This is a genomic window from Pseudomonas sp. GW821-FHT07F01 (genome assembly GCF_059418825.1).
Genome location: NZ_JBWKQO010000009.1, coordinates 1 through 25,497, shown reverse-complemented (window position 1 = coordinate 25,497; position 25,497 = coordinate 1). Strand labels below are relative to the sequence as shown.

The window sequence follows — 25,497 nt, the reverse complement described above, 5'->3', positions numbered from 1 at the left end:
CCATGGCCGAACTGTTCAAGAACATTTACTGGGCCGATATCGCCCAGGCCTGCGTCGATACCCTGAGCATGCTCGGCGCGGCCCTGGGTTTTACCGTGCTGCTGGGGCTGCCCCTGGGCGTGCTGCTGTTTCTCACCGGCAAGCGCCAGTTGCATGAAGCGGTGGGCCTGTATCGGGTGCTGTCGGTGCTGGTCAACATGCTGCGCTCCTTGCCCTTCATCATCTTGCTGATCGTGCTGATTCCCCTGACCACCTTGCTGGTGGGCACCTCGCTTGGCGTGCCGGGCACTATCCCGCCGCTGGTGGTGGGCTGCACGCCGTTCTTTGCCCGGCTGGTGGAAACCGCCCTGCGGGAAGTGGACCGCGGGGTGGTGGAAGCGACCCAGGCCATGGGCGGCAGCACCTGGCAGATCATTCGCCACACCTTGCTGCCCGAAGCCCGGGGCGGTCTGCTGGCGGCGGTCACGGTGACCGCCATCGTGCTGGTGGACTACACCGCCATGGCCGGGGTGATCGGTGGCGGCGGCCTGGGCGACCTGGCCATCCGCTACGGCTACCAGCGTTTCCAGACCGATGTGATGGTGGTCACCGTGGTCTTGCTGCTGGTGCTGGTGCAGGCCCTGCAGATGACCGGTGACCGCCTGGTGGCGCACTACAGCCGCCGTTGAAGCGATTTCTTCGAACCCAACCCGAAACACGGCCCCACGTGCGCCCCACGACGGCTGCCTGCCTCTGCCTTAGGAGCAACCCATGAAGAAGACCCTGGCCGTATTGGCCGCCGTACTGTCCCTGAGCGTCAACGCCAACGAAAAGCTGCTGGTGGGCGCGACCCCGGTGCCCCACGCCGAGATCCTCGAATTCGTCAAACCGCAACTGGCCAAGGAAGGCGTGGACCTGCAGATCAAGGTGTTCACCGACTTCATCCAGCCCAACCAGCAGCTGGCGCTGAAGAACCTCGACGCCAACTACTACCAGTACCGGCCGTTCCTCGATGACTTCAACAAGACCCGGCACACCGACCTGGTGCCCGTGGTGGGGGTGCACATCGAACCGTTCGGCGCCTACTCCACCAGGATCAAGAGCATCGCCGAGCTCAAGGACGGGGCCAGTGTGTCGATTCCCAACGACCCGGTGAACACCGGCCGGGCCCTGGTGCTGCTGGATGAAGCGGGGCTGATCAAGCTCAAGGACCCGAGCAACACCCTGGCCACCCAGCGCGACATTGTCGAGAACCCCAAGCACCTGAAGATCCGTGAACTGGAAGGCGCCTTGCTGGCCCGCTCGGTAAGCCAGGTGGACCTGGCGTTTGTCTTCGCCAACTACGCCCTGGAAGCCGGGATCGATACCAACAGCGCCTTGATCGTGGAGAAGGGCAAGGACCTGTACATCGAATTTCTGGTGGCGCGCCCGGACAACATCAACGACCCGCGGATCCAGAAACTGGCCAAGGCGCTGAACTCCGACGCCGTGCGCCAGTTCATCCTGACCCGCTACAAGGGCCAGATCGCCCCCGGCTTCTGAGCATCTGCCCCCTTGTAGGAGCTGGCTTGCCAGCGAAGAGGCCCGCGAGATCGCCTTCGCCGGCAAGCAGGCTCCCACAGGGCGAGGCGGGTCAGGTGCGCTGTTGCGCCTGCTCCCGGTATTGCTGCTGGGTGTCGTCCAGCAGCACCTCCCTGAGCGGCACCGCCCCTACGGCCAGGGCTTTCTCGATGCTCAGGTCGTCGCCACGGGCCGCCAGCAGGGCTTGCAGCCGCTGGAACTCGCCGCACCAGATGGTCTCGATGTCTTTGTCGCGCTGGGTATCGCGCTGGGCGCTGAGGGCTACCGCGCGTACCTGCAACCGGCCGTTGTCGGCATTGCCGCCCACCTCCACGCCATACCCCGGAGTGGCGCCCTTGCGCAGCACCACCCTGCCGTCCTGGGCCCAAGCGGTGGCCATGCCCTCGCGAACTTCGTAGCCCAGGCTGGCCAGCCCTTCGAGTACCGCCTGGCGGCGGGCCAGGGCGGCGCGTTGTTGCAGCTCGGCTTCGATCAGCGCACTGAAACGGGCAATCAGCCCGTCCACTGGCGCCATATGGGCCAGGCTGCATTGGCCGGCCTGGGCCAGCTCGTTCTCGGCGGTTGCGGGGCACAAGGTCGCCACTTCGCTGGCCAGTTCCTCAAGGCGCGCCAGGCGCGCGCGGCGCTCCTGGCTGTCGCGGGTGGCCTGGGCCAGCTCCAGCACCAGGCTGTCCAGCAGCAGGTTGCGCTGCTGCACGCGGGTTTCTGCATCTATCTGGCGCAACTTGGCCAGGTAGGGTTCGGCGCTGGCCTGATCATCGAGGGTCAGCAACTGGGCAATGTGCTGCTCGATGCGTTCCAGTCTGGGTTCCGCTTGCTCATGGGCGGCGCGCCACTGCGCCAGGGTCTGGGTTGGGGTTTCGCCTTGCAGGCGCCGGGCCAGTTGCTGCTGGGCCTCGCTCAGGCCCTGTTCTTCGACTGCCGCCCCCAGGCTGGCGAAACCCTGGGCCAGGATCGACTCCACAGCCGGCACCGGCTGCCCATCGGCAATCGCCCGCAACGGCTCCAGCAATTGGGCTGCGAGCGGCTTGCCTTGCAGGGCGCCCAACAGGGTGGCGGCGTTTTCCCGCTGGCGGCGGGCCAGTTGGCGCTGTTGCGTGGCTTGCTGCACCGCGCGGTTTTCCCGTTGTTGCAGATCGTCCTTGAGGAACTCGATCTCGATCGGTACCTGCTGTTGCAGGTCCTGCAGGCGATCGGCCTCGATCAATTGGCGCAATTGTTTGAACCGCTCGTGGGTGGCGGCCCGCTCCTGTTCGGTCAGTTGCCCCAGGCGCTGGGCCTGTTCTTCCCAGCGGGCAATCGCCTGTTCCAGGCGCCGCAGGTGACCGGCGCAGATCTCCAGGATTTCTTCACGGGTGACGATACGCACCACTTTCGGGCCGCTCATGGGGTTTGCTCCGTGTCTGCCAGGGCTTGGGGCTGCGTCACCGAATCGGCACCGGCCAGCGGCTGCAGGGCCTGCTCGATGGCGGCCTGCAGGCGAGCGCGCTCGCTTTGCGGGTCGTGGTACCAGGCCTGCGACGAGACCCGGTGCAGGTGGGGAATGGCCCGGCGCAGCACCGAAGGGCGCCAGATTTCCCGGGAGCGAGCGCGGGCCAGGAGGCCGTGGCGCGGGGTATCGCATTCGATGCCCAGGGCATAGAGCCCGGTATCGGGATGCTCGATGGCAAAGTCCAGGCCGAAGGCATCCCCTTCGTTGGCGCTGACCGGGCTCCAGCCCAGGGTGCGGATGAACGCCGCCACCGCCTGGGTGAAACCGTCGCTGTGGGCGTTGTGCTGGACCTTTGCATCCTGGCGCTCGGTGACCAGGCGCCCCAGCAGGCTGTGGCCGCTGGCAAACTCCCCGGCCGACAGGGCGCGGGCGTACTCCAGGTAGCCTTGCAGGTAGTCCCGCGGGCTGGCGGGCGGGCGCTGGGTGGTGAGCATGTCGGAGATATCGGCAATCGGCATCGAGGTGATCATCACCACTTTGCGCCGGGCCCGGGTCACCGCCACATTGAGCCGGCGCTCGCCGCCGGTCTGCCCCAGGACCCCGAAGTTGCGGCGGAAGCTGCCCTGGCTGTTACGCCCGAAGGTCGAGGAGAACACGATGATGTCGCGCTCATCGCCCTGGACGTTCTCGACGTTCTTGACGAACACCGACATGTCCTCGCCGTCCTCGCTGCGTTCGCGCTCCTGGCTGTAGGCCGCACGAAACGCCGGGTCCTGCTCGGCGCGCAACTCCAGGCGCTCTTCGATCAGGTCGGCCTGCTTGCGGTTGAAGGTCACCACCCCCACCGAGGGGCGTTCGGCATAGGGCGCCTGCCAGAGCTCGGCCAGGTAGTCCACCACCCGTTCGGCCTCGTCGGGGTTGACCTGCTGCTGGTAGACGCCGTCCACGCGGATCAGCTCCAGCGGCTTGATGGCGAGGATATTGGCCTGGGGATGGCGTACCGGGATGCTCAGGCGGTTGCCGTAGAACGAGGCGTTGGAGAAACCGATCAGCTCGCGGTAGGCCGAGCGGTAGTGGATCTGCAGGGTGGTGGAGGGTAGCGAGCTGCGAGCCAGTTGCAGCAGGTCCGGGCAGTCCTTGATTTCGCGGCGGTTCCAGGTGTCTTCGAAGGCCTCCCGTTGTTCCTCGTCGGCATCGGCGTCCGGCTGGTCGCCATCGAACAGTTCGGCCTCGTCGCTTTCCACCCGGCTGGAGAAGAAGGCGGTGGGCGGCATCTGCTTCTCGTCGCCGCTGACCACTGTGACTCGGCCCCGGTACAGGGTCGGCAGGGCGAACTCCACCGGCATCTGCGAGGCTTCGTCGTAGATCACCGTATCGAACAGCCCGGGCTTGAGCGGCAGCACCCGGCTGGCCACGTCCGGGTTCATCAGCCACACCGGTCGCAGGCTCATCAGCCCCAGGCCGGCGCCCATTTCCATGAACTCGCGCAAGCGTCGCGAACGCCGTCCGGTGAGGCGGGTGACGTCCTCCCACTGTTTGCGGGTGCCCAGGCGCGACAGCTCGATGCCTTCACTGAGCAACTGACGGTTGAGGTTGCGCATCTGGGTGTCGGCTTCGCCCAGGCTGGCGATCTTCGCCGCGGTTTCGCTGTGCTCGAGCATCAGCTCGGGTTGGCGTTGTTCGATCTGGCGCTTCCAGCCCAGCCGTGCTTCGCGGTTGAGCATGCGCCGCACCACGGCTTCCAGTTGCTCGGCGGGAATGGCGTCGAGCGCGTCCTGGTAATCGCGCAGGACTACCAGCAACTCCAGGTCCGCCGGCGACAGCTGGCCGGCCCGGGCCCGGAAAGCCTGGTAGGCGCTCAGGGTCGGCAAGGCGTCGCGCAGGCGGTTGAGGGCCGACTGATTGCCCTGGTTGTGCTCCACGCGCTGGCGCAGTTGGCCCAGCAGCTCGGGTTGCAGCCACTGATCCAGGCGCTGCAGGGCATTCAGGCTGTCCTGGCGCACGCTGTGGCGGATAAACGCGGCGTCGTAGCCGGCCAGCAGGCTGTCCAGAGAGCGCCGCTCGCCGGTCAGTACCACCGCATCCAACTGCTCCACCCGGGGGGCTTGCGCCAGGGTCATGGCCAGGGCGCGCATTTCTTGCAGTTGCCCGAGGTCCTGGCGTACCTGCGGCAGCAGGCCCGGGCCGCAATCGCTGGCGATTTGTGCAAGGCTCAGTTGCTGATGCAGGTGTTGCAACTGCGCGCGCAAGGGTCGCCACTGGCTTTCCAGCAGGGCCGCCGCCAGCAATTCCGGCAGGCGCTGCGGCTGGGCCGCGGCGCCCTGTTCGGCGAGGAAGGCCAGCAACTGGCGCTGGCGGATCAGGCGCAGCGGGTTGAGCCGCGCCAGCCAGGAGCGACCCTGGATAACGGCGCGGGCGCGTTGCTGCAGGGTGCGCAGTTGGGCCGCGGGCAGGGCGCTGAGGCCCGGCGCCAGGTCGGCCTGGTAAGCGGTGGCGTCGCACTGTTCCAGTTGTTGAGCCAGTGCCTGCAGGGCCTGGATCAGCCCGTCGCCTTCTGCGGCCTGGCCGTTGCTACCACGAAACAGCGGGAGCCAGCGTGCCAGCCGTTGGCGACGCTCATCGTCCAGGCCCAGCAGGCTGTGCAGGTGCTGCTCGAGCCAGGCGCGGTAGGGCGCCGGGTCGTCGACTTCGAAGTCGGCCGGGTGCGCCTGCAGGGTTTCCAGGCGCTGTTCCTCGCAGCTCAGCAGGCGCTCGAAGCCCTGATTGAACGCTTGCACCGTGGCGGCGTCGGTGGGGAAGGGCTGGAGCTGGGCCAGGGCGCTGTGTTCATAGCGGGCCGGCAGCCACAGGCGGATCAGCGGCGCGCAGGCCTCTTCCAGGCGGGTCAGGCTGGCGATGTCCAGGGCCGCCAGGTGCTGGCGCAATACCGGGACATCCAGGGCCGCTGGCCCCTGTTCCAGGCCGATCAGCTCGCCGATCAACTGGCGGTAGCTCAAGCCACAGTGTTCATCGATGCGGTGCAGGCTCTGGTGGAAGCGATCCAGTTCGCCCTCCAGGGCTTCGATGCGTGCCGCCAGGCGTTCACGCTGGTGCAGCCAGGGTTGCTGGACGGCATCGTCCTTGAACAGGGCCTCAAGCTGTTCGCGGACACTGCGGATCACCGGTTCGCGGTCACGGTTGATGTCGTTGAGCATCACCACACGGTTGCCCAGGCCTTCTGCCACCAGGCGCTTGTGCACCACTTCCAGGGCGGCGTGCTTCTGGCAGACGATCAGCAGGCTGCGCTGGCGGCCGATGGCGTCGGCCACCATGTTGACGATGGTCTGGCTCTTGCCGGTGCCGGGCGGGCCTTCCACCAGCAGCCCGGGGGCCTGTCGGGCCTGGAGCACCGCGGCTTCCTGGGAGGGGTCGCTGGCCACGGTAAAGAAGCGCTGCAGTTCAGGCGCGAGCGCGGTGGCAGCGCTGTCGCCGCTGTCGGGCTCCGCGGGGTTCAGGCGCAGGGCGGTTTCCAGGCCGGTGCCGCCGGGGGGCAGGGCCTTGAGCTGGCGCAGGTCCTCGCCGATGGCCTGGCCCATGAAGGCCACATGGAACAGCACGGCGGCACAGGCCAGTTGATCCTGGTAGGGCTGCACTTCGGTGCTCGGCGGTGGCAGGCTGCCGAGCACCCGGGAGCTGGCAGTGGCCAGCATGCCGAAGGCGTCCATCACGTCGGCGGCCTTGAGCGCCGAACGCCCCAGCAGTTCATCGGCGGCCTTGCGCCAGAGCTTGGCGGCATCGATGCCCAGCAAGGTGTCGAGCCCCGGATTGAGGCGCACCTCTTCACGCTCGCTGTCGAAGACCAGGGCCACCTTGCCGCGGCTGCCGACTTCCAGCAGCAGCTTGACCGGCCACAGCAGCAACGGCGCGATGCGAGTGCGAGTGGTGCCACGTGCGTCCCGGGTCAGGAGGAAAGGGAAGCCCAGGTACAGGCCATCGATCCCGGTGTCGCGCTTGTACAGCGAACTCTGGCGGTACAGGCTGTTGAGCCGTGCATCCAACTGCAGGTTTTCGGCGAAGCACGCCGGGTCGAGGCTGATGGGCTGGGCGTTGCGCGCCACCAGGTGATCCAGCAGCGCCGGTGCCGGGCTGCGCTCACTGTGCAATTCGTTGAGGTCGACCCGGGCGGTGGTCTTGCCGATGCTCATGCGCACCAGCGGGCCGCGCAGCACCACGCTGGCGACCTTCTTCTCGAAGAAGTCGAGGATCTGCGACACGTAGTGCTGCTTTTGCGGCTCCAGCCACTGCTCTGCGCCGATGGCCAGCAGCACCAGGGCCCTGGCCAGGGGCATGCGGCGTTCCAGGCGGAACTGCTCGGCCCATTCATCGACGCTCGGCACGCCACAACGGGCGAAGCCGCTGATGCGCTCATCGACTTCACGGTACAAGGCCGGGCGCGGCAGCCCCAGCAGGGCACGCGCACTGGCCGCATCGAAGCTCAGGACCACGGCTTCGCGGGCCAGGGTGGCGGCTTCTTCGAGGATCGCGTCCACCGAGCGGAACTGCCCGATGGCGGCGCTGAGCAGCACGATCAGGTCTTCTTCGCTGATGGAGCGGCGGTCCGCCAGGGACAGGATGCCGTTGTGCTCGCTGTCCGGCAGCAGGCGCTGGCGTTCTTCCCACTGTGCGGCCAGACGGGCGCGGGAGCTGGAGAGCAGGTAGATGCGCAGCTGGTCCTCGTCCAGTTCGATGGCCTGGTGCTGGGCGCGCTGGCGTACCTGTTCGGCCCGCAGCTTGAGCCGCGACAGCCAGTGCTCGGTCTCCAGGCGTTCCAGCAGGTCCGGGGCCGGGCCGCTGATCAAGCGGTAACCGTCCAGGGGATGCTCCAGCAACCAGCCGGGGGTGACAATCTCGCCGCGCTGGATCAGGGGCATTTCCGGGTTCAGCAGTTTCAAGGCGAGCATCAGCCGGGTGTCATCGTCCAGCCCTTCGTGCTGGGCCACCTGGCGCAGGCCCGCCAGCTGCCGTGCGGGCAAACCGGCCTGTTCGGCCCAGGTGACGATCACCCCGCGCAGCAGATGATCCAGGGCCTGGGGCCAGTGTTCGACTTCGGCGGCAGCCAGGGCGAACGGCCCTGGCCGGCGAAAGCGCCGGCTGCCCAGGGCGATGCTGGCGCCTTCCTCGGCGTCCTCTTCACTGGCGACCGAGGCCGGGACGCTGGGGCTTTCGCCCTGGAGCCAGGCCTGCACCTGGGGCCATTGCCAGCGCTGGTGGCGGTCCCGGGCCAGCAGGCCGCGCAGCAACAGCTCCAGGCGCGGGTCGAGGTCGTCCGGCAGCAGTACGCCATTGGCCAGAATGTGGATCAGGTAGGCGTTGGCATTGATGCCGGCGAAGCATTCTCCCTGGGTCAGCTGTTCCAGCAGGATCATCCCCAGGCTCCACCAGTCGGAGGCTGCGGCCACGCCCCCGGCAATGGCTTCGGGGGCCATGTAGCGGCTGGTTTCCAGGGGCGAGACGATGTCCAGGTCGAACTCCGACAGCCGCGCCGAACCGAAGCCGCTGATCACCAGGTCCAGGGGCTCGCGGCTGCGCACCAGCAAGGTCGCCGGGCGCAGGTCGCGGTGGCGCAGGCCGGCTTCGCTGAAGGCATGCAGGGCCTGGCCCAGTTCACGGACGATGTGCTGCACCGCGGCCCTGTCGCTGACCACGATCCCCAGGTCGGCCAGGGTGCCGCCGGTGAGTTCTTCAGCCACTTCGAAGGCGCGCTCGTCCCAGCGGCCGGTGAGGATGATTTCCGGCACGTGTTCCCGGGGCAGGCGCTTGAGGGCTTCGTACACCGATGGGTCGGGTTCGGCGCCGGCCTGGTACAGGGTCAGCACCGCCTGGTGCGCGGTTTCCCGGTGCTCGGCGATAAAGCGCTCGCGCACGCCGCCGCTGCTGATCTGGCGCAGGAGGCGCCAGCCTTCGATCACGGTTTCACTGTCGGCGGCTGGGGGCGCTGCGGGTGGCTGTTGCTCCGGGGCGAGCGGGTCGGCGCCGCAGACCAGGCACATCAAGTCGCCGTCCGCCATGGCATGACCGTTGCCGCATAGCAGGGGCGAGCCGCTGTCCGCCTCGACCGGGGGCTGCGGCTCAAGCGCTTCGAGGGTGATGACCGGTTGTGGGCGCCAGCCTTCGGGATGAATCGCTTCGGCGGAAAGTTCCCAGCCGCAGGCCCGGTTGTCTACCTGGCCTTCACAGAAAATTTCGGCCAGTGGGCGTTCAGTCTGGCAATTGGGGCAAAAACGTATCATCGGTAGCGGTTCCGGTTAACGGCGGCGTGAGGTGTGGGCGCTGATCTGGAGTTGGTGGCCCTGGTCGTGCAGCAGGTCGCGCAGACGCAGCACGTCGTCACGCCGGGGAATTCCAGCCATCCAGACACTGCCGTCGTCGTCGAACATCACATCCAGCGCGCGGTCTTCGTGGTGCAGCGGGCGCTGGTAGGTGGACAGACGCTGGCGGCCCAGCTCGGTCAAGAAGATCAGGCGCTGGTTGTCGCTGCCCCGTAGGACCAGCGTTTGCGCCTGTTGTTGCTCGAAGGGGTCGCAGATCAATGCATCCAGCAAGCCTTCGGCTTGTTGCAATAGCGGTTGCAGGGTTTCCAGGGAGTGGCCGCTGTAGACCAGGATGTCGACCCCGGTGCGCTCGCGCAGGCCTCGAAGCAGGGCCAGCAGCGCCTCGGGCTGGTCGAAGGGCTCACCGCCGGACAGGGTGATGCCTTCGGCCCGGGCCAACCAGGGTTGCAGGTCGTCCAGCACCTGGGCCAACGGCAAGGGGTGCTTGCCCGGCCCCCAGGTGTCCGCGGAAATGCAGCCTGCACAGCGGATGCTGCACCCCTGGAACCACAGGCCCAGGCGCTGCCCCGGCCCCAGGGTGGTGACCGGGAAGTGCACCCGCGACAGGCTGATGTTCACGAGGCGCGGGCAAGCAGTTGCAGGCCGCCGGCCTGCAGTTGGCGGATTTCGAAGGATTGGCCGGGCTGCGCATCCTGGTCGAACAGGGCCCGGGCCAGGGGGTTGAGCAGGTGCGCCTCCAACTGGTTGCGAATGCCCCGGCCACCGTTGGACAGGTCCTGCAGGCACAGCTGGCGCAGGTTGTGCAGCGAGTCGTCATCGAGCTGCACATGCAGGGCCTGGGCCGCCAGGTCGGCGAGGATATTGCCGACCATCTGCTGGAAGATCTGCTCGGCGATGTCCGGGCGGATGAAGTCGAAGACGATGATGTTCTCGCCGATCCGGTTGAGGATTTCCGGGCGGTTGAGCACCAGTTTGAAATAGCGCTCGATCTCGCCCTGGACCTTGCCTTGCACCGCTTCGAAGGCTTCGCCGGGCTGGACGTTGGCGACTCGCTCGCCGTTGTCGCCCTGGCGGTAGATGCCCAGGTTGGAGGTGAAGACGATCAGCGCCTCGGAGAAGTACACCCGGTCGCCCCGGCCTGAGGTAAGCACACCGTCATCAAGGATCTGCAGGAATTTGTCGAGGATCCGCGGGTGAGCCTTTTCGATCTCGTCGAACAGCACCACGCTGAAGGGTTTTTCGCGGATCGCATTGGTCAGTTCGCCGCCCACGTCGTAGCCGACATAGCCGGGTGGCGCGCCTACCAGGCGCTGGTCCGCGTGTTCGGCGCTGAATTCCGACATATCGAAGCGGATGTACGCGCTTTCATCGCCAAACAGCAGGCTGGTGATGGTCTTGGCCAGTTCGGTCTTGCCGACCCCGGTGGGCCCGGCAAGAAAGGCCACGCCCCGGGGCCGGTTGCCCTTGCGGCTGGCGCCGACCCCGGTCATGGCGCGCTTGACGATATCCAGCATGTGGGTCACGGCGTGGCCCTGGCCCTTGACCCGCTGGCGAATGAAGCCGTCGGCCTGGCGGATGCGCTGGCGGTCGATCTTCAGCCAGGGGTCTTCGGTAACCCCGACTTTATAGCGGCGTACGGCATCGCCGATGCGTTCCATGGCCAGGCCTTCGACCCGGGCCAGCTGGACGATCGCGTTGAGGTCGAGCAGCAGCAGGCCCTCGGTGTTTTCGACGAAGGCCCGCACCGCGCTGTCGCGGCTTTCTTCGCTGGCCTCCTGGGCGCCGGGCAGGCCGCGCAACAGTGCCGGAGCCAGGGCCTGGCGGGCCTGCTGGTCGGGTTTGGACACGGGAATGGGCCGCAGGCGTGGGTTGTCGATCAGCATCCAGTCGGGCAGGTCGCCTTCCTTTTCCACCACCCAGAGAATGCTGTTGAAGAACGGCGTGCGCAGCTCCCCGGCCGGGCGGCTGCGGGCCTGGTGGGACAGCACCAGGGCCTGGGTGAACAGCTGGTGTTCTGCGGCGCTCAGGGCGTCGTTGCGGATCACCAGGCGTGAAGCGAAATCGACAATCAGGGCCAGGGGGGCGCCTTGGCGCTCCACCAGGCGCGGCAAGGTGGCCGCCAGCAGATCGAGGCCTGCCGGCGCGGCCCCGTCCACCGGGGTCAGGCCCAGCTCGCGCAGCAGGTTATCGGCCTGGGCCGGCTCGCTGCCGGGGGGCAGCAAAACCCTGAGGCCGCCAAGGGGATCCCAGCTCAGCACCTGGGCATAGCCGGCTGCCAGCAGTTCATCGCGCAGGTTGAGGTTGAAGGGCTGGGGGGTAATGACCCCGGGGGCCACCTCACTGGCTTGCAGGTCGCGGACGTTGCCGGACAGGACGAATTGGCTTTTCAGGGGTAGAAAGCGCAGCAGATCGCGCAGCCAGCGTGGCTTTTCGAAGGAGGCAGTCCTTGGCATGGAAGCGGAGCTCGTCGTAGGAAGCAGGACGCGACATTAGCATAGGGACGTTTTTACTTACGATGCTCCACAGGTTTTCTTACCTGTCAGCGCTGAGCGGGAATCCGGCTTGCGAGGGAAGATGCCCGTGAGATCGCCTTCGCCGGCAAGCCGGCTCCTACGGGTACGAAGGCGATGTGGCTGTAGGAGCTGGCTTACCAGCGAAAAAGCCCGTGAGATCGCCTTCGCTGGCAAGCCGGCTCCTACGGGTATGAAGGCGATGTGGCTGTAGGAGCTGGCTTGCCAGCGAAGAGGCCCGAGAGTCAGCCTTCGCCGGCAAGCCGGCCCCTACGAGGGAAGCCGGCTACGGGGTGTCGGTGGCGGCGTCGGGCTCCAGCAGGCGGGCGCCCGGGCCGGCGTCTCCCAGGGCATCTCCGTAGTTGCGCAGCGGGCACCCTTCCATGGACAGGCAGCCACAGCCAATGCACTGGTTCAGCCGCTCGCGCAGCAGGCTCAGTTGGCGGATGCGTTCGTCCAGTTCGCGGCTCCACTGTTCCGACAGGCGCTGCCAGTCCGCGGCAGTAGGCGCGCGGTCAGCGGGCAGGGTCGCCAGGGCCTGGCCGATCTCTGCCAGGGGAATGCCCAGGCGCTGGGCCACCTTGATCAGCGACACCCGGCGCAGCTCCGAACGAGGGTAGCGGCGCTGGTTGCCCGCGTTGCGATGGCTGTGGATCAGGCCCTTGGTTTCGTAGAAATGCAGCGCGGTGACGGCTACGCCACTGCGGGCCGACAGTTGGCCGACGCTCAGCTCTTTATGACGGGAGTCGGGTTCGATCATCAGTGGACCTCGGGAGGAAAAATACGCTTGACCTTGACTTAACTAGAGGTTTTACCCTGCGGCGCATTCAACAGCAATATTCTGTTTGCCCCCAATGGAGAGTGATCCATGAGCGCCTTTGAAAAGACCCGCAGCTTTACCCAATTGATCGAGTTCGAGATCGAGCCCCATCAGCAACAGGCCCTGGTATCGGCCCTGGCCGAGCAGACCGAGCGCCTGGCCCAGGGCTATGGCGGTTTTCTGAGTGCCAGCGTGCAGGCCAGCGACGATGGCCGGCGGGTGCTCAATTACCTGCAATGGCAATCCCGGGAAGCCGGCGAAGCGGCGTTCCGGCGCTTCGAGAACGGCGAGCAGGATTTCTGGCAGTTGATCCTCGCCCACCAGGCCAAGACCGTGACCTTCGGTTCATTCCAGGTGCGCAGCAGCATCGCCCGTAGCCACGACAATGCCTTGCACTGCGACCTGCCGGGCTAGATCGACAGTTGCAGGGTGCGCTCGTTGGGCGCATCGATCGGGCGCCGCTTGTTCACCGCCAGTTCGCCGATCTTGATCAGCCGGGTCCGGGTGACGTTGCGACTCAGGCCCAGCAGGTTGGCGGTGTGCACCTGGTTGTAGTGGCTGAAGCGGTAGGCCGCGCGCAGCAAGGCATCCTCGACCTTTTCGTGCAGGGCCCCGGCCTGTTCGGCGAAGAGTTTTTCAAAGGCCCGTTCCAGCAGGGCCTCGGCGGAGTCGTCGTGGCTCGGGTGGCTGTCGTCGGCGCGTTCGATGCGCATGTTCGACAGGCGCAGGTCGTCGCGCTGGATCACCCCGTTGCGGCAGATCAGCAGGGTGTGGTGGATGACGTTTTCCAACTCGCGGATGTTGCCCGGCCAACTGTAGCTCTTGAGCTTGTGCTCGGCCTCGGGGCTGATGCTGATGCTGCCGTAGCCCAGGCGCTGGCTGTAGGCCTCGATGAAGTGCCGGGTCAGCGGCAGGATGTCGCCGGGGCGCTCGCGCAGCGGGCTCAGTTCCAGGCTGACCACGTCCAGGCGGTAATACAGGTCTTCGCGAAAATGCCCGGCGTTGATGGCCTTTTCCAGTTGCACGTTGGTGGCGGCCAGTACGCGCACATCGATGGGAATGCTCTTGCGCGAACCCAGGCGCACCACTTCGCGCTCCTGCAGCACCCGCAGCAGCTTGACCTGGATGGCCATGGGCAGGTCGCCGATCTCGTCGAGGAACAGGGTGCCGCCGTCGGCCTCTTCGAACCACCCGGCCTTGGCGCTGAGGGCGCCGGTAAAGGCGCCTTTCTCATGGCCGAACAGTTCCGCCTCCACCAGGGATTCGGAGAAGGCACCGCAGTTCACCGCCACGAACGGTCGGTTGCGCCGGGCACTGAGGTTGTGGATATGGCGCGCCACCAGCTCCTTGCCGGTCCCGGTTTCGCCAATGATCAGCACGCTGGCTTCGCTCGGTGCCACCTGTTGCAGGTGCGCCAGCAGGGCCTGGGATTTCGGGTCCTCGAACACCTGGGCGGTGGCGCGGATCGAGGTCGCCAGGGCGGGCGAAGGGGGTAGGGTCAGAAGCTGCATCGGCACTCTCCGTCGAACAGAAGGCTAGGAGTAGAAAGTCGGGGTTGGCAGGGACTGGTTCAGCGCCCAGTCGCCCAGCTCATGAAGCTTGTAGTCCAGCGGGTCGTGCAGGGTCTGGGTGCGCAGGTTGCGCCAGTGCCGGTCCAGGCCCAGGGAGGCGTGGGTCGAGCGCGCGCCGGTGACTTCGAACAGGCGGCTGCACAGCTCCAGGCCCTGGCGGCTGGCGGCGACCTTGGCGGTGGCGATGGCCGTGGCCAGGTGCCCGCGCTCTTCGGCGCTGAGGGCCGGGCCCTTGGCCCAGGCCTGGTCCAGCAGCGCGGCGGCCCGCTCCACCAGCAGGCGGATGCCTTCCAGGGCGACCCAGAATTCGCCGTAGTGGCTGAGTATGTAGGGGTCCTGGCGCACGTCCTGGGCGCTGGACTTATGCCAGACCCGGGTTTCGCCGAGGGTGTACTGCCGGGCTTCTTCGAAGGCGCCTTCGGCGATGCCGAGGAACATGTGGGTGAAGGTCAGTTGGGCGATCAGCGGGCGCAGGCAGGCGAATGGCGTGCTCAGCGGGCCGGGGTCCAGCAGCAGTTCCGACTCCTCCACCCGTACCCGTTCGAAGGTGGCGCTGCCGCTATCGGTCTGGCGCTGGCCGATGTTGTTCCAGTCGTGGTGCAGGGTGATGCCGCTGCGGCCACTGGGGATCGCGGCGATCAGCAACTTGCCGCCATTGCTTTCGTCCACTGCCGAGGCAATGAGCATTTCCGAGTCGCTGGCACCGGAGCAGAAGCTCTTCTTGCCGGAAAACTCGCGCCAGCCCCCCAGATTCCGGACCACGGTGCGGGTGTCCAGTGGGTTCAGGGCGTTGCCCCAGAACCAGTTCTTGCGTGCGGTCTGTTCGAACCAGGGTTGCCACTGTTCGGGTTTGGCGAACAGGCGCACGGTGGCCAGCATCAGGTGGTGGAAGCCGAAGACATGGGCGATGGAGCTGTCGACCCGGGCGAATTCGCGGACGATGTTCAGCGTCTCGCTCCAGGGCGCGCCGAGCCCGCCGAACTGGCTGGGAATGCTCAGGGCCAGCAGGCCGCTTTGGCGCAGCGCGTCGCGCTCGGCCTTGGGGGTGCCGCCGCGCTCGTCGCGTTCGACGGCGGTCAGGGCAAACTCGGCGGCCAGTTGGCGGGCGGTCTGCAGGGGGGACAACAGGGCGCTTTGCGGTTTGGCAGTCACGCGGTGTTCCTCGTTCGTGGCCGTTGTGGCGGCCGGGAAAAGGTGCTGCGAGCTGCAGGAGCTGGCTTGCTAGCGAAGAGGGCCGGAAGATCGCCTTCGCCGACAAGCCGGCTCCTGCAACAGCATTGGGGATTTCAGCGGCTGTTGGGCAACACGTCGTTGGCGATCATTTCGCCGAACGGCCCGGTGAGGTTGGTGACACCGCGGCCGGCCAGGCTGGCATAGGGCTCCGGCAGCAGCGGGAACACCAGCTCGGCGAAGCGATAGGCTTCTTCCAGATGCGGGTAGCCGGAGAAAATGAAGCTCTCGATTCCCAGGTCCGCGTACTCCTTGATGCGCTCGGCCACTTGCTGCGGGTTGCCCACCAGGGCGGTACCGGCGCCACCGCGCACCAGCCCGACCCCGGCCCAGAGGTTGGGGGCGATCTGCAACTGGTCGCGGCGCCCGCCGTGCAGCGCTGCCATGCGCCGCTGGCCTTCGGAGTCGAAGCGGGAAAAGGACTGCTGGGCGGCGGCGATGGTGTCGTCGCTGATGTGCTCGATCAGCTTGTCCGCGGCTTTCCAGGCTTCGTCCTCGGTCTCACGCACGATCACATGCAGGCGGATGCCGAACTTCACCGTGCGGCCCTTGCGCGCTGCACGTTCGCGTACGTCGGCCAGTTTCTGCGCCACCGCCGCCGGTGGCTCGCCCCAGGTCAGGTAGACATCCACCTGGTCCGCCGCCAGTTCATGAGCGGCCTCGGAGGAACCGCCGAAGTACAGCGGCGGGTAGGGCTTCTGCACGGGCGGGTAGAGCGCCTTGGCGTTCTGCACATGCAGGTGCTTGCCTTCGAAGTCCACGGCTTCGCCTTGCAGCACCCGACGCCAGATCTGCAGGAATTCGTCAGTGACTTCATAGCGTTCGCTGTGGCTGAGGAAGCTGCCGTCGCCGCGGTTTTCGTCCGGGTCGCCGCCGGTGACCACGTTGATCAGCAGGCGGCCGTTGGACAGCCGGTCCAGGGTCGCGGCCATGCGCGCGGAAACCGTGGGGGAGATGATCCCCGGGCGGATCGCCACCAGGTAGCGCAGGCGTTCGGTCAGGGGCACCAGGGCCGAGGCGATCACCCAGGAGTCTTCGCAGGAGCGCCCGGTGGGAATCAGCACACCGTGGTAGCCCAGGCTGTCCGCGGCCTGCGCCACTTGCTTGAGGTAGTTGAGGGTGACCGGGCGCGCGCCCTGGGCAGTGCCGAGGAAATGGCCGTCGCCGTGGGTCGGAAGAAACCAGAACACATCCATGACAGCTCCTCAGGCGATTTTCAGCAGGTGGGTCGGGTGGGCGCGAAACAGCGGCGCGGCCCGTTCGGCGGCGAGCTGGATGCGCGCTTTGAGCAGCTCGCTGGTGATCTGGTAATTGCTGAAGTCGGCCTCGGTGGCGTACACGCCGATCGGCAGGGTCAGGGCCTGGAAGAAACTGAACAGTGGGCGTAGCTGGTGATCCAGAACCAGGGCATGGCGTTCGCTGCCACCCGTCGCGGCCAGCAGCACCGGGGTGTCGATCAGGGCATTGAGATCGATCAGGTCGAACAGGTGCTTGAGCAGGCCGGGATAGGAACCGCGATACACCGGGGCGGCGACGATCAGCAGGTCGGCGTTCTCGATGGCCTGGAGTTCGGCTTCAACCTCGGCCGGCAGTTCCTGGCGCGACAGGGCGGCACCCACCGGGCGGGCGATATCCCCCAGTTCGATCAGGTGGGCGTTGAAGGACAGGTGCCCGGACAGTTCAGCCAGCAGGGCCTGGGTCAGCACCAGGGTGCGCGATGGGCGCCAGGTTCCACCGGAAAGGGCTACGACGTTCAAGGGGCGGGACATGATCAGTTCCTTTTTAAACAGTGGCTCAACGAGCAGTGGCAGGTCCCGGGCTCTGGAGCAAGAGCTGTACCAAAGACTTGCAGCCCTTGTACGGCGCGGTTTTGCGCTGATCTGCAGTTGCCGGGTGCTGTTGCCCAACCGCTGTTTTGTTGATCGGCTGTTGCCTGGTCAACAGTTGCTCTGGCAACAGTTGGCGGGCGAGATGGGACTGTTATAAAGGCTTGTTGTTATTCCTCAAAAGAGCTTGTTTCCATATTTATAGAGTTTTATGGAATATAAAGGTGCTCAGCCCTCTGGCCTTGGAACGATCGATAGCCACTATCGAGCAGGGTGATTTTTGCCGCTGATGGCGCGCGAGTAGCCTGTGTCCATTGTTCGCAACCCGCCCCAGGTGCTCGCCATGAAGGCTTTCTCTGCTGTCTTGCTGTTGTTGGTTTCCAGTGTGCTGGCCGGTTGTGCCAGCCCCGGTGCACCGGAGTTGCGGCCCTATACCGCGCAGGAAACCCGGGAGCTGGCTATGGAGGCGTTGAACCGGCGCGGTTTGTCCTTCGATGAATACCAGCAGAAAAAGGCCGAGTTGCTGGGCCGCCCGGCGAGCTTCGACAGCCAGGGTGAAATGAGTGCGCAGCGCAATATCAGTCGCCATCAACCTGCCAGTTGAGAAGAACTGTACTGGTCCAAGTTTTCAGCAACTGTCCGTGGGTTTCAGCCTGAGGCTGGGTTAGGGTCGAGGCCTGATCGACCTGCCCCGGATCTTGCCCCCATGAGCCTTTCCCCTGACCTGCTGTTGGCCTTCGCCCTGTTTGCCCTGGTCACTTCCATCACGCCCGGTCCCAACAACACCATGTTGCTGGCCTCGGGGGTGAACTTCGGCTTCAACCGTTCCATTCCCCACATCCTCGGCATCAGCTGCGGCTTCTTTGTCCTGGTGCTGGCGGTCGGCCTGGGCCTGGGGGCGGTGTTCGAGGCCTACCCGCTGCTGTACAGCGTGCTGCGCTACGTTGGCGCAGCGTACCTTCTGTACCTGGCGTGGAAGATTGCCCGTTCCGGGCCGCTGTCCGATGAACAGCAGCACCATGGCCGGCCGCTGGGCTATTGGGGCGCCGCGGCGTTCCAGTGGGTCAATCCCAAGGCCTGGGTCATGGCAGTGGGGGCCATAAGTACCTACACCCCGTTGCAGGGCTACTTCACCAATGTGCTGGTGATTGCCGCGGTGTTCGCGCTGATCAATGCGCCCACGGTGAGCCTCTGGGCTGCGTGCGGCAGCCTGCTGCGCAATGTGTTGCGCAACCCGCGCTGGTTGCGCCTGTTCAATCTGTTGATGGCCGCCTTGCTGGTGCTTTCCCTGGCACCGCTGTTGTTCGAAAAGATGAGTTGAACGGCGCTTCATGGCGCTGCCTCGAGCCTGTAAGCTGCGATGCAGGAGCGTTCCTACGCACTTTTAAACGAAGATGTTCTTCTTTAACTGCATCCGATCGGGTATTGCTCAAGGCCAGCATTTGCCGCGCAGCCTATGCACGGCGCGTGGCTGCCTCGCCTTTTTGCCAGCATATGCCGACCCTGGAACAAGCTCTGCGGGTTTTCAGTCATGAACAAGCGTCCTCTTTATTTCGACTACGCCGCCACCACGCCGGTGGATGAGCGAGTCATTCAGGTCATGCTGGAGTGCCTGGGTTTCAACGCCCATTTCGGCAATCCGGCGTCCAGTTCACACGCCTTTGGCCGGGAAGCGCGGGGTTACGTCGAGCGCGCCCGGCAACAAGTGGCACAACTGGTCGGCGCGCAGCCCGAGCAGATTGTTTGGACCTCCGGCGCTACCGAATCCAACAACCTGGCCCTCAAGGGGGTGATGCAGGCCCGGGGCGTGAGCGGCGGCCATGTCATCACCAGCCAGATCGAACACAAGGCGGTGCTCGACACCGCCCGGCAACTGCAGGAGGCCGGGGTCGCAGTGACCTACCTGGTGCCGGATGCCGATGGCCTGATCACCGCGCAAGCGGTCAGCGAAGCCCTGCGCGACGACACCTTCCTGGTGTCGCTGATGCTGGTGAACAACGAACTGGGCACCCTCAACGACATTCCGGCCATTGGCCAGGTGGTGCGTGAGCGTGGCGCCCTGTTGCATGTGGATGCCGCCCAGGGTGCGGGCAAGGTGGCCATCGATCTGGCCCGGTGGCCGGTGGACCTGATGTCGTTCTCGGCCCATAAGCTATATGGCCCCAAGGGCATCGGCGCGCTGTATGTCGGGCCGCGGGCGCAGCAACACGTGCAGGCGCAGATTCATGGCGGCGGCCATGAGGGCGGCTTGCGCTCCGGAACCCTGGCCACCCACCAGATCGCGGCCATGGGCGCCGCCTTCGCCCTGGCCGGCGAACTGTTCGAGGAAGAAACCGCCGCCATAGTGCGTCTGCGCGGGCGCCTGCTGGAGCAACTGGCGGGTATCGCCGGCCTGCGCTTGAATGGCAGTGTCACCCAGCGCATTCCCCACACCCTGAGCCTGACCTTCACCGAGGGAGGTTTTGATGGGGCGGCGTTGGGCGCGGCCCTGGCCTTTTCCGCGACTTCGGCCTGCAACTCGGCAAGCAATGCGCCTTCCCATGTATTGCTGGCGCTGGGGCATGATGCCGGGCAGGCCGCGCGGACCATCCGCTTGAGCCTCGGGCGTTTCACCTGCGAACAGGATGTGGATCGCGCCGCTCAACTGATCCAGGCGGCGACCGCCTCAGCCCCTGCGTTCTGGGCCACAACACAACCTTGAGGGTCGAGTGACTTCGATCTTCCATAACAATGATTAAGCCGGTTAAGGAGACACAATGAGTACCCAGCCTTCGACCAATGGAGTGGTCCCCCAGCGCTTGGCGCATGTCCGTCAGCTGATGAGCCGCGAAGGCATTCACGCCTTGCTGGTGCCTTCGGCCGACCCGCACCTGTCGGAATACCTGCCGGGCTACTGGCAAGGGCGCCAGTGGCTGTCGGGGTTTCATGGGTCGGTCGGGACCTTGATCGTGACCGCTGACTTTGCCGGCGTATGGGCCGACAGCCGTTACTGGGAGCAGGCCACCAAGGAACTCAAGGGCAGCGGCATCGAACTGGTGAAGTTGCAACCGGGCCAGCCCGGGCCCCTGGACTGGCTGGCCGAACAGACCCCGCAAGGTGCGGTGGTGGCGGTGGACGGCGCGGTCATGGCCCTGGCTTCGGCCCGTACCCTGGGCAGCAAGCTGCAGGAACGCGGGGCCAGCCTGCGTACCGATATCGACCTGCTACAAGAAGCTTGGGACGACCGCCCGTCATTGCCCGATCAGCCGGTCTATCAGCATCTGCCGCCCCAGGCCACCCAGAGCCGGGTCGAGAAGCTTGCGGCGTTGCGCGCAACTCTCAAGGAGCGTGGCGCCGACTGGCATTTCATCGCTACCCTCGATGACATTGCCTGGCTGTTCAACCTGCGCGGCGCCGATGTGTCCTTCAACCCGGTGTTTGTCTCCTTTGCCCTGATCAGCCAGCAGCAGGCGACCTTGTTCGTGGCCTTGAGCAAGGTCGATGAGGCATTGCGCGCGCAACTGGAGGTGGATGGCGTCAGCCTGCGCGACTATTCAGAGGTGTCCGCGGCCTTGCAGGCAGTGCCGGAAGGCGTAGCGTTGCAGATCGACCCGGCGCGCGTCACCGCGGGCTTGCTGGAGCACCTGAACCCCGGGGTGAAGCTGCTGGAGGGGCTCAACCCCACCACCCTGGCCAAGTCGCGCAAGAGCCTGGCGGACGCCGAGCACATTCGCCAGGCCATGGAGCAGGATGGCGCGGCGCTCTGCGAATTCTTCGCCTGGCTGGACAGCGCCCTGGGGCGTGAACGCATTACCGAACTGACCATCGATGAGCGCCTGACGGCCGCCCGTGAACGCCGCCCGGGTTATGTCTCGCTGAGTTTCAATACCATTGCTGCGTTCAACGCCAACGGCGCCATGCCCCATTACCACGCCACGCCCGAAGAGCATGCGGTCATCGAGGGTGATGGCCTGTTGCTGATCGATTCCGGCGGCCAGTACCTGGGTGGCACCACCGATATCACGCGCATGGTGCCGGTGGGGACGCCGAGTGCCGAGCAGAAGCGCGATTGCACCCGGGTGCTCAAGGGCGTTATCGCGCTGTCCCGAGCGCAGTTTCCGCGGGGCATTCTGTCGCCGTTGCTGGATGCCATCGCCCGGGTGCCGATCTGGGCCGAGGGTGTGGACTACGGGCACGGCACCGGGCATGGCGTCGGTTATTTTCTAAACGTTCACGAAGGCCCGCAGGTGATTGCCTATCAGGCCGCAGCGACGCCGCAGACCGCGATGCAACCGGGGATGATCACTTCGATCGAACCCGGGACCTACCGCCCTGGCCGCTGGGGCGTACGAATCGAGAACCTGGCGCTCAACCGTGAGGCGGGCAAGACCGAGTTCGGTGAGTTTCTGAACTTCGAAACCCTCACCCTGTGCCCGATCGATACCCGTTGCCTGGAGCCATCTCTGCTCACCGAGGATGAGCGCGAATGGTTCAACGGCTATCACGCCGAAGTCCGCCGGCGCCTCAGCCCGCTGCTGGAGGGCCCGGCCCTGGAGTGGTTGCAGGTTCGTACTGCGGCTATCTGAGGAAAGATGTCACCCGCGCAAGGCGGGTGACGTCACGCGATGGGTTCCTGGCAATGGCGCGGCCGCTGCCAGGGACAGGGCAGGTTACGGCGCGTTCAAGGCTTCGCGGACGAAATCCAGGCGGTCCTGGCCAAAGAACAGTTCGTCTCCCACGAACATGCTGGGCGCGCCGAACACCCCTTTTTGCAACGCCTGTTCGGTCTTGTCCTTGAGGGCGGCCTTGACCTCTTCGTCATTGCTCAGGTCGAGGATCTGCTGCGGGTCGAAGCCACCTTGTTCCAGGACCTGGGTGATGGTGGCCGGGTCGTTGAGGTTGCGTTTGTCCACCCAGAGCGCACGGAATAGGCAGTCGAGGAATTCACCGAAACGTTCCGGCAGGCGCAGTTGAACCCCGGTGGTGGCGCGCATCAGCAGCAGGGTATTGATGGGAAAGTGCGGATTGAAGTTGAGCTCCACCCCATAGCGCCGGGCAAAGCGCGCCAGGTCGTGCAGCATGTACCGGCCCTTGGCGGGAACACTGATGGGGGAAGCGTTGCCGGTGGTCTTGAAGACCCCGCCCAGCAGCATGGGCTGATACACCAGTTGGCTATCGGTTTCGACGCAGATTTTTGGCAGTTGGGTATAGGCCAGGTATGAGGTCGGGCTACCCAGGTCGAAGAAGAACTCCACCTTTTTGCTCATGTTTCAGACTCCTTGATTGTTGTTATCGGAGAAGGCCTTACCAGCGTTCGTTCCACGGGCGCAGGTCCAGCTCGAAGGTCCAGGCGTCCCGGGGCTGGCTGTGCAGGTACCAGTAGTTTTCGGCGATATGCTCGGGGTTGAGGATACCGTCCTGGTCCTTGAGGGCGTATTTTTCGGGAAAGCTGGTACGGATGAAATCGGTGTCGATGGCACCGTCGACGATGACATGGCCGACATGGATGTTCAGGGGGCCCAGTTCCCGCGCCATGCTCTGGGCCAGGGCGCGAATGCCGTGCTTGGCCCCGGCGAAGGCGGCAAAGCCGGCGGCACCGCGTACGCCTGCGGTGGCGCCGGTGAACAGAATAGTGCCGCGTTGGCGTTTGGCCATGCGCTTGGCCACTTCCCGCGCATTGAGAAAGCCCGAAAAGCAGGCCATTTCCCAGATCTTGAAATACTTGCGTGCGGTTTCTTCAAGAATGCTGCAGGGCACATTGGCGCCAATATTGAAGACAAAGGCCTCGATAGGGCCGATCTGGGTTTCGATCTGCTCGATCAGCGCGATCACGTCCTCCTCTTTGCGTGCATCACAGCCAAAACCATGGGCCTGGCCGCCGGACTGCTGGATGGCGTCCACCAGGGGTTGCAGTTTGTCCGCGCTGCGGCGGGTCATGCAGGCAATAAAGCCTTCGGCGGCGAAACGCTTGGCAATGGCACCGCCGGTCGCGTCGCCGGCACCCACTACCAGTACGACTTTGTTCTTGTTCAAGGTTGCAGTCATGGGAGGTTCGCTCTTTGGTAAACGATCGTTAACTAAACGAACGTTATGCTATGATTTTTCCGTCGTCAAGAGAACTTGGGAGCCCGTCAGGGAATGCGTTATTCAGCCAGTCACAAGCAGGAAACCCGCGAGCGTCTGCTGCAAAGCAGCGCGGCGCAGGCCAAGAACGAAGGTTTTTCCACTGTGGGGGTGGATGCCTTGATGAAAGCCATTGGCCTGAGTGGCGGGGCTTTCTATAGCCACTTCACCTCCAAGGACGAATTGTTCAGCTCGATTGTCGAGCGCGAGTTGAGCCAGAGCCTGGCGCGCCTGGGCGGGGAGGGGCAGCAGAATCAGGAGAAGTTGCGTCGCTGTCTGAAGCAGTACTTGAGCGTGGCGCATCTGCAACAGCCGGGTGCTGGCTGCGCACTGCCGGCATTGGGTGCGGAGATTGCCCGGGGGAGCCTAGAGGTGCGGCAGGAGGCGCAGGACTGGATCTGCCGCTTGCACCAGGCTTGGGCGCAGACTCTGGGCAGCGAGAGCCTGGCCTGGTCGATCCTGTCCCAGTGCGTTGGCGCGTTGGTGGTAGCGCGAATGCTGGTGAACCCCGGCATTCAGCATCAGGTACTGGCGTCCAGCCATGAGCAGATCATCGGGCAGCTGGAGCGGCTGCCCGCAAGTTGACCGGCAAGGCTATTTGCAGATGACGATCATGCTGCGGCTGGTGTAGCCGGCAGGGTTCAGGCCGAAGGGGTAGTCGCCTGGGTCTTCCACGGCATCACCGGACTTGGCGATGACCTTGTAGCCTTTGGGGCCGCAGGACTCAGTCGCCTTGGTGTAGCACTTTTCCCAGGAAGAAGATAAGCCCGAGCAGTTGATGTGGAGTCCTTTCTTGCCCCGTTTGACTTCGGTTTTCGCGGTCGCCGCGCAGCCTGCAATTGCAAGTACGGCCAACAGTATCAAAAATCGTTTCATCCCCGTCCTTATCGCTAGCCCCGGATCTGGCGTCCGAGTGTGACTGCATTACCTGTCGTCTTTTGCGTGTGCGATATCCCTGTCCGGCAACTCCCTGGGCGACGTTGAGTAGCCGGCTAAACATGGCCTAAATGAGCACCAATTACCAGAGTTGAATCTCAATCAACTGCAACTATTGGTTTGGTCTCGCGGCGCATGGTCATGGTGGCGCCTACGGAAGCCAGGATGATGCAGGCGATTGCCGTCCACTGGGACAGGGACAGGTACTCGTGGAGGAACAACAGGCCGGAAAGCGCGCCGAAAGCGGGCTCGATACTCATCAGGGTGCCGAAGGTCCGGGCTGGCATGCGAGTCAGGGCAACCATCTCCAGGCTATAGGGGAGGGCTGTGGACAAGATAGCGACTCCCAGGGCAACCGGGATCAGGGAGGGAGTCAGTAGTGCGGCGCCGGCATGGACTATGCCTATGGGTGCAACAAAGAGAGCAGCAATCATGACGCCCAGGGCGGCGGTCTGAATGCCGTTCTCGGCTCCGGCCTTCTGTCCGAAGAGTATGTACAGCGCCCAGCAGACCCCGGCCCCCAGTGCATAACCTGCACCGACCAGGTCGATGGCTGTTTCTGTGGCTCCGGTGGGAATAAGCAGTAGCAGCCCGACGATCGCCAGAGCGATCCACAGGAAGTCTATGGCCTTGCGTGACGCATAGATGGCGACTGCCAGGGGGCCTGTGAACTCGAGGGCGACGGCGATGCCCAGAGGGACACTCCTGAGGGACATATAGAAGAGGAAGTTCATGCCGCCCAGGGCCATGCCGTAGATGATCACGGTGCGCAGGGTGTTGGTGGTGAACTTGGCGCGCCAGGGTCTTAATAGAAGCAGCATGATGATGCTGGCGAAAATCAGCCGCAGGGTTGTGGTTCCTTGTGCGCCAACGATTGGGAACATGCTCTTGGCCAGTGAGGCTCCTGATTGAATCGAGGCCATGGCAATAAGCAGCAGCCCCACCGGAAACAGGGTCGAGGCAAGGCTGCGCGGTTGGTCATTCATGCAAGGGGTCATCCAGAGTGTTGGGGGAGGGGCACCTGGAACATGATGCTCAACTAATCACGGATGAGCAATATAGTGCGCATGGTCTTTTTTACGCCTCTATATAGAAGCTGCGAATGGGCTGTTTTGCGGCTGATCATAGAAAATGCAAATTAACCCTTGACGGCAGATTCTACAGGTCTATAATTCGCCCCACTTCCGGCGCAGTCGAAA

General features: G+C 65.0%; 22 protein-coding genes. 9 read left to right on the top strand and 13 right to left on the bottom strand.

The features are described from left to right. Positions 1–2: 2 nt before the first annotated feature. Together AC07R1_RS28715 and AC07R1_RS28710 are read left to right on the top strand one after the other, a co-directional pair. The gene (locus tag AC07R1_RS28715) at positions 3–668 is read left to right on the top strand and encodes a methionine ABC transporter permease (protein ID WP_011062441.1); all 666 of its coding nucleotides are present in this window, start codon (positions 3–5) and stop codon (positions 666–668) included. Between the two features lie 82 nt (positions 669–750). Further along, positions 751–1,521: a MetQ/NlpA family ABC transporter substrate-binding protein gene (locus tag AC07R1_RS28710; protein WP_011062440.1), complete on the top strand. Its 771-nt coding sequence runs from the start codon at positions 751–753 to the stop codon at positions 1,519–1,521. A 91-nt stretch (positions 1,522–1,612) separates the two neighbouring features. On the opposite strand, the gene AC07R1_RS28705 is transcribed toward AC07R1_RS28710, so the two are convergent. The 5 genes from AC07R1_RS28705 to soxR form a co-directional block, all read right to left on the bottom strand. Beyond that, the gene (locus AC07R1_RS28705; protein ID WP_495111175.1) at positions 1,613–2,947 is read right to left on the bottom strand and encodes a coiled-coil domain-containing protein; all 1,335 of its coding nucleotides are present in this window, start codon (positions 2,945–2,947) and stop codon (positions 1,613–1,615) included. Then, positions 2,944–9,261 (bottom strand): AAA domain-containing protein, encoded by a 6,318-nt coding sequence (locus tag AC07R1_RS28700; protein ID WP_495111174.1) that lies wholly within the window; start codon positions 9,259–9,261, stop codon positions 2,944–2,946. The genes AC07R1_RS28705 and AC07R1_RS28700 overlap by 4 nt, the downstream gene beginning before the upstream one ends. A 15-nt stretch (positions 9,262–9,276) precedes the next feature. Continuing rightward, the gene (locus tag AC07R1_RS28695) at positions 9,277–9,921 is read right to left on the bottom strand and encodes a 4Fe-4S cluster-binding domain-containing protein (protein WP_011062437.1); all 645 of its coding nucleotides are present in this window, start codon (positions 9,919–9,921) and stop codon (positions 9,277–9,279) included. Continuing rightward, positions 9,918–11,756 carry an AAA family ATPase gene (locus AC07R1_RS28690; RefSeq protein ID WP_315869329.1) on the bottom strand — a complete coding sequence of 613 codons (1,839 nt, stop codon included), beginning with the start codon at positions 11,754–11,756 and terminating at the stop codon, positions 9,918–9,920. The genes AC07R1_RS28695 and AC07R1_RS28690 overlap by 4 nt, the downstream gene beginning before the upstream one ends. Before the next feature lie 343 nt (positions 11,757–12,099). Then, complete coding sequence (soxR, locus tag AC07R1_RS28685) at positions 12,100–12,573, bottom strand: redox-sensitive transcriptional activator SoxR (protein WP_065365507.1); 474 nt, start codon at positions 12,571–12,573, stop codon at positions 12,100–12,102. Positions 12,574–12,681: 108 nt separating this feature from the next. Here soxR and AC07R1_RS28680 point away from each other — a divergent pair, with 108 nt between their 5' ends. Further along, the gene (locus AC07R1_RS28680; RefSeq protein ID WP_011062435.1) at positions 12,682–13,047 is read left to right on the top strand and encodes an antibiotic biosynthesis monooxygenase; all 366 of its coding nucleotides are present in this window, start codon (positions 12,682–12,684) and stop codon (positions 13,045–13,047) included. Here the strand turns inward: AC07R1_RS28680 and AC07R1_RS28675 are convergent. The 4 genes from AC07R1_RS28675 to msuE form a co-directional block, all read right to left on the bottom strand. Then, complete coding sequence (locus AC07R1_RS28675; RefSeq protein WP_011062434.1) at positions 13,044–14,144, bottom strand: sigma-54 interaction domain-containing protein; 1,101 nt, start codon at positions 14,142–14,144, stop codon at positions 13,044–13,046. The two genes, AC07R1_RS28680 and AC07R1_RS28675, sit on opposite strands and share 4 nt — an antisense overlap. 24 nt (positions 14,145–14,168) lie before the next feature. Then, positions 14,169–15,356 (bottom strand): acyl-CoA dehydrogenase family protein, encoded by a 1,188-nt coding sequence (locus tag AC07R1_RS28670; RefSeq protein ID WP_011062433.1) that lies wholly within the window; start codon positions 15,354–15,356, stop codon positions 14,169–14,171. Between the two features lie 134 nt (positions 15,357–15,490). Next, positions 15,491–16,630 (bottom strand): FMNH2-dependent alkanesulfonate monooxygenase, encoded by a 1,140-nt coding sequence (gene ssuD / locus AC07R1_RS28665; RefSeq protein WP_011062432.1) that lies wholly within the window; start codon positions 16,628–16,630, stop codon positions 15,491–15,493. 9 nt (positions 16,631–16,639) lie between these two features. Next, a complete protein-coding gene (gene msuE / locus AC07R1_RS28660) occupies positions 16,640–17,203 on the bottom strand; it encodes an FMN reductase (protein WP_011062431.1) in 564 nt (187 codons plus the stop codon). Between msuE and AC07R1_RS28655 the strand changes: the two genes are divergently transcribed. The 5 genes from AC07R1_RS28655 (at position 17,202) to AC07R1_RS28635 (ending at position 21,825) form a co-directional block, all read left to right on the top strand. Next, positions 17,202–17,420 carry a hypothetical protein gene (locus AC07R1_RS28655; RefSeq protein WP_121528503.1) on the top strand — a complete coding sequence of 73 codons (219 nt, stop codon included), beginning with the start codon at positions 17,202–17,204 and terminating at the stop codon, positions 17,418–17,420. The two genes, msuE and AC07R1_RS28655, sit on opposite strands and share 2 nt — an antisense overlap. A gap of 183 nt (positions 17,421–17,603) precedes the next feature. Beyond that, positions 17,604–17,864: a hypothetical protein gene (locus tag AC07R1_RS28650; protein WP_019092950.1), complete on the top strand. Its 261-nt coding sequence runs from the start codon at positions 17,604–17,606 to the stop codon at positions 17,862–17,864. 102 nt (positions 17,865–17,966) lie between these two features. Beyond that, entirely contained in the window at positions 17,967–18,581 is a 615-nt protein-coding gene (locus AC07R1_RS28645; protein ID WP_015636467.1) for a LysE family translocator, read from the top strand. A 210-nt stretch (positions 18,582–18,791) separates the two neighbouring features. Beyond that, entirely contained in the window at positions 18,792–19,961 is a 1,170-nt protein-coding gene (locus tag AC07R1_RS28640; RefSeq protein ID WP_053159622.1) for a cysteine desulfurase family protein, read from the top strand. 55 nt (positions 19,962–20,016) lie between these two features. Further along, positions 20,017–21,825: an aminopeptidase P family protein gene (locus AC07R1_RS28635; RefSeq protein ID WP_495111173.1), complete on the top strand. Its 1,809-nt coding sequence runs from the start codon at positions 20,017–20,019 to the stop codon at positions 21,823–21,825. A gap of 84 nt (positions 21,826–21,909) precedes the next feature. On the opposite strand, the gene AC07R1_RS28630 is transcribed toward AC07R1_RS28635, so the two are convergent. Then, positions 21,910–22,506, bottom strand: a complete 597-nt coding sequence (locus AC07R1_RS28630; protein WP_019092953.1) for a 2-hydroxychromene-2-carboxylate isomerase — start codon at positions 22,504–22,506, stop codon at positions 21,910–21,912. A gap of 37 nt (positions 22,507–22,543) precedes the next feature. Further along, complete coding sequence (locus tag AC07R1_RS28625; protein ID WP_019092954.1) at positions 22,544–23,284, bottom strand: SDR family oxidoreductase; 741 nt, start codon at positions 23,282–23,284, stop codon at positions 22,544–22,546. Between the two features lie 93 nt (positions 23,285–23,377). On the opposite strand from AC07R1_RS28625, the gene AC07R1_RS28620 reads away from it, so the two are divergent. Further along, positions 23,378–23,947 carry a TetR/AcrR family transcriptional regulator gene (locus AC07R1_RS28620; protein WP_065365511.1) on the top strand — a complete coding sequence of 190 codons (570 nt, stop codon included), beginning with the start codon at positions 23,378–23,380 and terminating at the stop codon, positions 23,945–23,947. Between the two features lie 9 nt (positions 23,948–23,956). On the opposite strand, the gene AC07R1_RS28615 is transcribed toward AC07R1_RS28620, so the two are convergent. Together AC07R1_RS28615 and rhtA are read right to left on the bottom strand one after the other, a co-directional pair. Beyond that, positions 23,957–24,238 carry a hypothetical protein gene (locus AC07R1_RS28615; protein ID WP_011062423.1) on the bottom strand — a complete coding sequence of 94 codons (282 nt, stop codon included), beginning with the start codon at positions 24,236–24,238 and terminating at the stop codon, positions 23,957–23,959. A 158-nt stretch (positions 24,239–24,396) separates the two neighbouring features. Continuing rightward, the gene (rhtA, locus tag AC07R1_RS28610; RefSeq protein ID WP_019092955.1) at positions 24,397–25,284 is read right to left on the bottom strand and encodes a threonine/homoserine exporter RhtA; all 888 of its coding nucleotides are present in this window, start codon (positions 25,282–25,284) and stop codon (positions 24,397–24,399) included. Positions 25,285–25,497 lie beyond the last annotated feature (213 nt).

Excerpts from the sequence above, each read along its gene's own strand:
- AC07R1_RS28715 (WP_011062441.1), top strand. The coding sequence starts at position 3 with ATGGCCGAACTGTTCAAGAACATTTACTGGGCCGATATCGCCCAGGCC.
- AC07R1_RS28710 (WP_011062440.1), top strand. The coding sequence starts at position 751 with ATGAAGAAGACCCTGGCCGTATTGGCCGCCGTACTGTCCCTGAGCGTC.
- AC07R1_RS28705 (WP_495111175.1), bottom strand. The coding sequence starts at position 2,947 with ATGAGCGGCCCGAAAGTGGTGCGTATCGTCACCCGTGAAGAAATCCTG.
- AC07R1_RS28700 (WP_495111174.1), bottom strand. The coding sequence starts at position 9,261 with ATGATACGTTTTTGCCCCAATTGCCAGACTGAACGCCCACTGGCCGAA.
- AC07R1_RS28690 (WP_315869329.1), bottom strand. The coding sequence starts at position 11,756 with ATGCCAAGGACTGCCTCCTTCGAAAAGCCACGCTGGCTGCGCGATCTG.
- soxR (WP_065365507.1), bottom strand. The coding sequence starts at position 12,573 with ATGATCGAACCCGACTCCCGTCATAAAGAGCTGAGCGTCGGCCAACTG.
- AC07R1_RS28680 (WP_011062435.1), top strand. The coding sequence starts at position 12,682 with ATGAGCGCCTTTGAAAAGACCCGCAGCTTTACCCAATTGATCGAGTTC.
- AC07R1_RS28675 (WP_011062434.1), bottom strand. The coding sequence starts at position 14,144 with ATGCAGCTTCTGACCCTACCCCCTTCGCCCGCCCTGGCGACCTCGATC.
- ssuD (WP_011062432.1), bottom strand. The coding sequence starts at position 16,630 with ATGGATGTGTTCTGGTTTCTTCCGACCCACGGCGACGGCCATTTCCTC.
- AC07R1_RS28655 (WP_121528503.1), top strand. The coding sequence starts at position 17,202 with ATGATCAGTTCCTTTTTAAACAGTGGCTCAACGAGCAGTGGCAGGTCC.
- msuE (WP_011062431.1), bottom strand. The coding sequence starts at position 17,203 with ATGTCCCGCCCCTTGAACGTCGTAGCCCTTTCCGGTGGAACCTGGCGC.
- AC07R1_RS28650 (WP_019092950.1), top strand. The coding sequence starts at position 17,604 with ATGAAGGCTTTCTCTGCTGTCTTGCTGTTGTTGGTTTCCAGTGTGCTG.
- AC07R1_RS28645 (WP_015636467.1), top strand. The coding sequence starts at position 17,967 with ATGAGCCTTTCCCCTGACCTGCTGTTGGCCTTCGCCCTGTTTGCCCTG.
- AC07R1_RS28640 (WP_053159622.1), top strand. The coding sequence starts at position 18,792 with ATGAACAAGCGTCCTCTTTATTTCGACTACGCCGCCACCACGCCGGTG.
- AC07R1_RS28635 (WP_495111173.1), top strand. The coding sequence starts at position 20,017 with ATGAGTACCCAGCCTTCGACCAATGGAGTGGTCCCCCAGCGCTTGGCG.
- AC07R1_RS28630 (WP_019092953.1), bottom strand. The coding sequence starts at position 22,506 with ATGAGCAAAAAGGTGGAGTTCTTCTTCGACCTGGGTAGCCCGACCTCA.
- AC07R1_RS28625 (WP_019092954.1), bottom strand. The coding sequence starts at position 23,284 with ATGACTGCAACCTTGAACAAGAACAAAGTCGTACTGGTAGTGGGTGCC.
- AC07R1_RS28620 (WP_065365511.1), top strand. The coding sequence starts at position 23,378 with ATGCGTTATTCAGCCAGTCACAAGCAGGAAACCCGCGAGCGTCTGCTG.
- AC07R1_RS28615 (WP_011062423.1), bottom strand. The coding sequence starts at position 24,238 with ATGAAACGATTTTTGATACTGTTGGCCGTACTTGCAATTGCAGGCTGC.
- rhtA (WP_019092955.1), bottom strand. The coding sequence starts at position 25,284 with ATGAATGACCAACCGCGCAGCCTTGCCTCGACCCTGTTTCCGGTGGGG.